The organism is Escherichia sp. KCJ4928 (assembly GCF_004352695.1).
In the GTDB taxonomy this organism is placed as follows: Bacteria; Pseudomonadota; Gammaproteobacteria; order Enterobacterales; family Enterobacteriaceae; genus ECMA0423.
Genome location: NZ_SJWV01000190.1, coordinates 1 through 7,297 on the forward strand (window position 1 = coordinate 1; position 7,297 = coordinate 7,297).

7 protein-coding genes are annotated in these 7,297 nt (G+C 50.4%); 3 read left to right on the forward strand and 4 right to left on the reverse strand.

Annotated features, from left to right (window positions below; all coding sequences use genetic code 11):
• Nucleotides 1-184: 184 nt before the first annotated feature.
• Nucleotides 185-547, reverse strand: a complete 363-nt coding sequence (locus E0D98_RS19665) for a YibL family ribosome-associated protein (RefSeq protein WP_000665680.1) — start codon at nt 545-547, stop codon at nt 185-187.
• Nucleotides 548-831: 284 nt separating this feature from the next.
• Between E0D98_RS19665 and yibT the strand changes: the two genes are divergently transcribed.
• Nucleotides 832-1,041 (forward strand): protein YibT, encoded by a 210-nt coding sequence (gene yibT / locus E0D98_RS19670; protein WP_000517100.1) that lies wholly within the window; start codon nt 832-834, stop codon nt 1,039-1,041.
• 11 nt (nt 1,042-1,052) lie between these two features.
• Here yibT and mtlR read toward each other — a convergent pair whose 3' ends face one another.
• From mtlR to mtlA, 3 genes are all read right to left on the reverse strand, one after another.
• Nucleotides 1,053-1,640, reverse strand: a complete 588-nt coding sequence (gene mtlR, locus E0D98_RS19675; RefSeq protein WP_000228271.1) for a mannitol operon repressor MtlR — start codon at nt 1,638-1,640, stop codon at nt 1,053-1,055.
• Nucleotides 1,640-2,788, reverse strand: a complete 1,149-nt coding sequence (gene mtlD / locus E0D98_RS19680; RefSeq protein WP_000645424.1) for a mannitol-1-phosphate 5-dehydrogenase — start codon at nt 2,786-2,788, stop codon at nt 1,640-1,642. The genes mtlR and mtlD overlap by 1 nt, the downstream gene beginning before the upstream one ends.
• Nucleotides 2,789-3,017: 229 nt before the next feature.
• Nucleotides 3,018-4,931 (reverse strand): PTS mannitol transporter subunit IICBA, encoded by a 1,914-nt coding sequence (gene mtlA, locus E0D98_RS19685; RefSeq protein WP_000093247.1) that lies wholly within the window; start codon nt 4,929-4,931, stop codon nt 3,018-3,020.
• Nucleotides 4,932-5,467: 536 nt separating this feature from the next.
• Here mtlA and E0D98_RS19690 point away from each other — a divergent pair.
• Together E0D98_RS19690 and E0D98_RS19695 are read left to right on the forward strand one after the other, a co-directional pair.
• The gene (locus tag E0D98_RS19690; RefSeq protein ID WP_000479624.1) at nt 5,468-5,830 is read left to right on the forward strand and encodes a DUF3302 domain-containing protein; all 363 of its coding nucleotides are present in this window, start codon (nt 5,468-5,470) and stop codon (nt 5,828-5,830) included.
• 2 nt (nt 5,831-5,832) lie between these two features.
• A complete protein-coding gene (locus tag E0D98_RS19695; protein WP_000364939.1) occupies nt 5,833-6,969 on the forward strand; it encodes an HlyD family secretion protein in 1,137 nt (378 codons plus the stop codon).
• Nucleotides 6,970-7,297 lie beyond the last annotated feature (328 nt).

Sequence of the window (7,297 nt, forward strand, 5' to 3'; positions counted from 1 at the left end):
TTTTTATTGTTTATAGATGGCTATTACGGTAAAAATGCATTTTCAGAATATCAACCAGCGGTAAATCGAAGTAAAGGGAGTGAATTGTTTGGTAATTAGGCGAGTAGACAGGAGAGTCCCCGCATTGACCAGCTAAGGCAAGCCAGATGCGGGTTGATATGATCGAACCAGTCGTCTGAGGCGCTTAAAACGCAGTCTTAGAGAATCCAGTCATCTCCTGCAGGCCCATTTCACGGCCCAGCGCGGTCATTGGGTGCACAACCACCAGTCCGCGAACACTTTTCTTCAGCTTGCCCATATCAGCCTGCTCTTTTTTGGTAATTGCGCGCTGAAACGGCATCTTCATCAGCTTCTGTGCTTCTTTACTCAGTTTTTGGCTATGAACTTCACGCAGGCGAGCAATTTCTGCTTCCAGCGTGGCTTTCTCTTTTTCCAGCTCGGCATATTTGTCTGCGGCTTCAACCAGCGACAGATCGGCCTGCTGGTGGCGGATGGCGTCCAGACGATCGCTGAGACGTTTGATTTCGTTTTTTTCGACTTCTTTCATGTGATGGCTTCTGATAAAGATAAATTTATAGCCCCTAGTATGCGCGACCAGGTGCTTTGTTCACAACTGATGACATTGCAATAGTTCTGTAACGTAATCATTAACATGCTTAAAAACTACGCAATTTATTGATTAATTAAGAAATCTATAGAAAAAAGATAATAAACAGCAGCGGATGATTATTGAGGATTCAGCACGTTTTCCTTAATGTCATCTTTACCGGGAACCTAAACTAAAATTGGCGGCCGCGCATTCCCGGCGCGGGGTAATACGGAGATATCATCATGGGCAAATTAGGTGAAAACGTTCCGCTTCTTATCGATAAAGCCGTAGATTTCATGGCATCAAGCCAGGCGTTCCGGGAGTATCTGAAAAAACTTCCTCCCCGTAACGCGATTCCGTCCGGAATACCCGATGAAAGCGTGCCGTTATATCTACAACGTCTGGAGTATTATCGTCGGCTTTATCGGCCGAAGCAGGTAGAGGGGCAGTAAGCAGACGTTGCTTACTTTTGAAAGGCTTTTTTTAAGCTGATTCTGGAAATCAGCTCAGTCAGTGAAAGGACCATTGTTGATCGCACAGCCTGTTGATAGCGCTGAATTTGCATTGCATACAAACTGGAGTCTGCTGGTTCAAACTGTGGCGGCGGTGGTAACGCCGCCACGCAGTGCAGTTCACCAAAGGGTCCAAGGATCTCGTCGTCGGTAAAGGCGTACTCGTTGCCGTCGTGATTTAGTTCTTCACGCAATGCCATCAGCAGCTCCGCATCTTCGTATTCCTGGCGGTTAATGACGCCCAACCCGTAAATGAGTTTTAAACGCACAGAAAGATCGCCCAGCGGACCGTCGCCGTCGAGTAACGGTTCTACAGCATACTTCACCGCGTAATCGTCTTTGCGGAATACCTGAAGCACCAGAAGATTTACCGCCTCGGTCAAAAGCTCGACGGCGGTGATCAGAAAGCTTCGCACGGTTTTGCCAGCATTCAGACGCTCAAGCACACGGTTTTCAAAGGCCTGGGTTTGTTCCATTGTTGCCTGCATATCTGACAATCTGTTATTCGGGCGCAGGGTGTCCTGCGCCTGGTCCACCATTATTGCATTGCTTTATAAGCGGTTACCGCCTCGGATACAACCTCGCTGTTGGCATCAAGACCGGAAATCTGTGCCAGCGCCGCCTGCGGACCTTTGTCAGCGATCAGTGCTGCCAGTTCCTGAGCCTGCGGATCATCTTCACTGCGGAAGTGCATTGCACCAGCAATCCCCTGAATCAGATTCTTGTGCGGAAGGCTGTATTCCAGCGTACCGAGCAATGGCTTGATCAGACGGTCGCCAGCACTCAGTTTACGCAGCGGCTGACGGCCTACGCGCTCTACATCATCTTTCAGATACGGGTTCTCAAAACGACCGAGGATTTTCTGGATGTACGCCGCATGTTTGTCTGCGTCAAAGCCGTAGCGCTTGATCAGTACCGCACCACTTTCTTCCATCGCACCTTTTACCACCGCGCGGATTTTCTCGTCGAGAATAGCGTCACGAATGGTCTGATGACCGGCCAGTTTTCCGAGGTACGCGGTTATAGCATGACCCGTGTTCAGGGTGAAGAGTTTACGTTCGACAAATGCCATCAGGTTGTCGGTTAACTCCATGCCTGGGATGTTCGGCAGTGCGCCTTTGAACTGCGTTTTATCGACAATCCATTCGCTGAAAGTTTCTACCGTCACTTCCAGCGGATCGTTAGTTGCCGAAGCCGAAGGCGGTACGATGCGGTCAACGGCGGAATCGACAAAGCCAACGTGTTCTTCTACCCACGCTTTGGCGTCTTCCGGCAGGGCGTTCATCACATGGCCTTTCAGCTGCGTGGTACCGCGTACCATGTTTTCACAGGCGATGATGTTCAACGGGGATTCATTACCTTGTTCTTTGCGTTTCACCAGCCCTTTGGCGATAGCCGGAGCAATACGTTCCAGCACAACCGGGCCAACGGCGGTAGTGACTAAATCGACCTGAGCAATCAGATCAACGACATCATCACCAATGCTGCTGACAGCATTGACGCCGGAAACGGTATCTACCTGCTCGGTTTCACCAACCACATGAACCTGATAGCTATGACGGGCATTCAGGGCATCAAGTACCACCTGATTGACATCGGCAAACGTCAGTTGGATACCCGCGTCTGCCAGCAGTTTACCGATAAAGCCACGACCGATATTACCTGCGCCAAAATGTAATGCTTTCATAGTATTAACCTTCATCAATGTTTTTACCCGAGAGGGCTGGGGTGAGGCTTTTCCCTCACCCAAACCCTCTCCGTGAGGAGAGGGGCAGCGCCGGATGCGGCGTAAGCGCCTTATCCGGCCTACAAGAACGTGCAAATTCAACAAATCGTGATGCATCCTGTAGGCCTGATAAGCGTAGCGCATCAGGCAATTAACCCCACCTTCTCCATGTGGAGAGGGTGGGATTGGATTACTTACGACCTGCCAACAGTTCCAGCACTTCATCCACGCTGGTGGTGTGTGCCAGACGCTCGATGACGGACTCATCATCCAGTGCATTGGTCAGGCTGGTGATAACCTGAATGTGCTCGTTGTTACGGGCTGCAATACCAATCACCAGACGGGCAATGTCATCTTCTTCTTCACCGAAGCGCACGCCTTCCGGGTACTGGCAGAACACCACGCCCGTTTTCAGTACGCGATCTTTCGCTTCAACCGTACCGTGTGGCACCGCGATAGACTCACCCAGATAAGTCGGGGTCAGTTTTTCACGATCCAGCATCGCCTGAACGTATTCCGGCTCAACGTAACCGCCTTTCACCAGCTGCTCGCCAGCAAAACGAATCGCTTCTTCTTTGGTTGCCGCTTTGCGACCGAGGAAGATGTTCTCCGCGCCTAGCTTGAACAGGTTAGCACTGGAATCGTCAAAGCTGTCTTTCAGGCTGTCTTTTACTTTCTCTTCGTTTGCCGTGTGGCGTTGGGCAGCAACCAGACGTTCGGTCAGGCTGGTGTACAGGCCGCTGTCGAGGAAGTTGGTCAGCGAAATATGCTGTGCCTGCGGAACCTGGCGCATAGCGCGTTCGGTCAGGTCACGGTGAGTGATGACGAGGTCCACATCTGGCGGCAGGTTGTTGATCGCGCTGTTAGTAACAGAAATCTGCGACAGACCTGCATCCTGAATTTTCTTACGCAGAACGCCTGCGCCCATCGCACTGGAACCCATACCGGCGTCACAGGCAACGATGATTTTACGTACGTGGCTCAGGTCGTTAGTCACATCGCCAGCAGACAGCGGAGATGCGCCTTTAGACTCAGCTTTCATGTCCTGCATACGACGAGTTGCTGCTTCAATATCATCTTCTTCTTTCACTTTGCTGGTTTTCAGCAAAATAGCAGAGACAACGAAGGAGACAGCCATCGCCGCACACACACCCGCGATGTTAGCGAAGTAAGCACCTTTTGGCGTCATCGCCAGTACCGCAAGGATAGACCCCGGAGATGCTGGAGAAACCAGACCACCGCCCAGGATAGTCAGCGTGAACACGCCAGTCATACCGCCGAGGATAACGGCCAGGATCAGACGCGGATTCATCAGCACATACGGGAAGTAGATTTCGTGGATACCACCCAGGAAGTGGATGATTGCCGCACCGCCCGCAGACTGTTTAGCACTACCACGACCAAAGAACATGTACGCCAGCAGCACGCCCATACCTGGACCTGGGTTAGCTTCAATCAGGAAGAAGATGGATTTACCCAGTTCATGGGACTGCTGAATACCCAGCGGCGAGAAGATACCGTGGTTAATGGCGTTGTTGAGGAACAGGATTTTCGCCGGTTCAACAAAGATAGACGCCAGCGGCAGCATGTCATGGACAACCATGAAGTTAACGCCCGCAGCCAGCATTTTGGACAGGGCTTCAACAATCGGGCCAATGCCGAGAAATGCCAGAATGGCGAGGATCATCCCGATGATGCCTGCGGAGAAGTTATTCACCAGCATCTCAAAACCGGATTTGATCTTACCGTCTACCCAGCGGTCGAAGTGCTTAATGCACCAGCCGCCCAGCGGACCTGCAATCATAGAACCGAGGAACATCGGCATGTCTGCGCCGACGATAACGCCCATGGTAGTGATGGCACCGACTACGCCGCCACGTTCGCCGCCTACCAGCTTACCACCGGTATAACCGATCAGCAGCGGCAGGAGATAAGTGATCATCGGCCCGACCAGCTTCGCCAGCGTCTCGTTCGGTAACCACCCTGTTGGAATAAATAACGCGGTGATGATACCCCACGCGATAAACGCGCCGATATTTGGCATCACCATGTTGCTGAGGAAACGACCAAAGCTTTGCACTTTGATCTTAATATCGGATGACATAAAAACACCCCTTCTTATGTTTGCTGTCGCGCAGGCTGGAAGCCCGAGGTTTTTTGTTAATGTGGCGGCAGAGGTAGCCGGACCTTGTAGATACTGCGAAATCTGGCACTGAATCGGTTAACTGTCCAGTCGACGGCCTTTTGTGTGATATCAGTCACATAAATATAGGGGGTAGAGAGGTAATTGACGTGATACTCATCACAAAACGCTTGTGTAAAAAAGCAACAAGACGGCGATTTTCGCTAAAAATGGCATTTAAATGTGAGTAGTGTCACATTTTTGTTTTGATGGTTTGTTGAATCTTTGTGATCTGAATCACAAGATATTTTCTTACGGCGTTCACCTGATGTGATCTACAGCATGTTATGCCTTCGTCATACAATCGTTATGTAACTAAGCAACTCATCACCTCTAAAAATTATTCTTTGGTGTTATGGCGAGAATCGCGAACCCGGATTATTGTCAAAATATCAGCCTGACTCCCTTCTGGCTGCCAGCCCAAAAACAACACTGATAAACGTGAATCCGAGGCAGATATGTTTCTAAACTATTTCGCGTTGGGAGTGCTGATCTTCGTCTTTCTGGTGATTTTTTATGGAATCATCGCGATACATGACATCCCTTATCTGATTGCCAAAAAGCGCAACCATCCCCATGCCGACGCTATTCATACGGCGGGCTGGGTGAGCCTGTTTACTCTGCATGTTATCTGGCCGTTTCTGTGGATCTGGGCGACGCTCTATCAACCGGAGCGTGGCTGGGGTATGCAGTCACATGTTGCGTCGCAGGAGAAAGCGACTGACCCGGAAATCGCCGCACTTTCTGACCGAATTTCCCGGCTGGAGCATCAACTCGCCGCCGAGAAAAAGACTGACTATTCCACGTTCCCGGAGATCTAATTATGGATCTATTGATTGTTTTAACTTACGTGGCGCTGGCGTGGGCGGTCTTTAAAATCTTCCGCATTCCGGTAAATCAGTGGACGCTGGCGACGGCGGCGCTGGGAGGCGTGTTTCTGGTGAGTGGTTTGATTTTGTTGATGAACTACAACCACCCTTACACTTTTACCGCGCAAAAGGCAGTGATAGCGATCCCTATCACGCCACAGGTGACGGGAATTGTTACTGAAGTCACTGACAAGAATAATCAGCTTATTCAAAAGGGCGAGGTGCTTTTTAAGCTCGACCCGGTTCGTTACCAGGCGCGAGTTGACAGACTTCAGGCTGACCTGATGACGGCGACGCATAATATAAAGACGCTGCGTGCGCAGCTCACTGAAGCGCAGGCCAACACCACCCAGGTTTCAGCGGAGCGCGACCGTCTGTTTAAAAATTATCAACGTTACTTGAAAGGCAGCCAGGCGGCGGTGAATCCGTTCTCGGAACGTGACATCGACGATGCGCGGCAAAATTTCCTCGCGCAGGATGCGCTGGTGAAAGGCTCGGTGGCGGAGCAGGCGCAGATCCAGAGCCAGCTCGACAGTATGGTTAACGGCGAGCAATCGCAGATTGTGAGCTTAAGAGCGCAACTTACTGAAGCAAAATATAACCTTGAGCAGACTGTCATTCGCGCGCCGAGCAATGGCTACGTTACTCAGGTACTGATCCGCCCAGGTACATACGCAGCTGCCTTGCCGCTGCGTCCGGTGATGGTCTTCATCCCCGAGCAAAAACGGCAAATTGTCGCCCAATTTCGGCAAAACTCGCTGTTACGTCTGAAACCCGGCGATGATGCGGAAGTGGTGTTTAACGCGCTACCTGGGCAGGTGTTTCACGGCAAACTGACTAGTATTTTACCTGTCGTGCCAGGCGGTTCTTATCAGGCGCAGGGGGTATTGCAATCATTAACGGTCGTGCCCGGCACGGACGGTGTGCTGGGAACCATTGAACTGGACCCTAACGATGATATCGATGCCTTACCCGACGGCATCTACGCCCAGGTGGCGGTTTACTCCGACCATTTCAGCCATGTTTCGGTGATGCGGAAAGTGCTGCTAAGAATGACCAGCTGGATGCATTATCTTTATTTGGATCATTGAGGGGGAGGGGGGAGATTATGGAACTTTGCTCCTTGTAAGGACTAATTATTTTTGCATATTACTTCATTAGCTGCGATGATTTTTCTTTAATATTCATTATGTTAATAAGTTCTGGATGAGTGTGCTCTCATTGGATTTTTTATCCGTCTTGTTCTGCCGCAGGATGAGACTATACATCGTCGAGATCGCAATGATGATATGAGTTGTTCCTCCTGCGACGGCTCTAATCAAAAAAGAGCAGGAGTGCTTTTCCATCTATTGCGATGATGGCTTTATTATCTGAAGGATGACAGTCACATTTAAAAAATATTTAATCTATAGATCACAA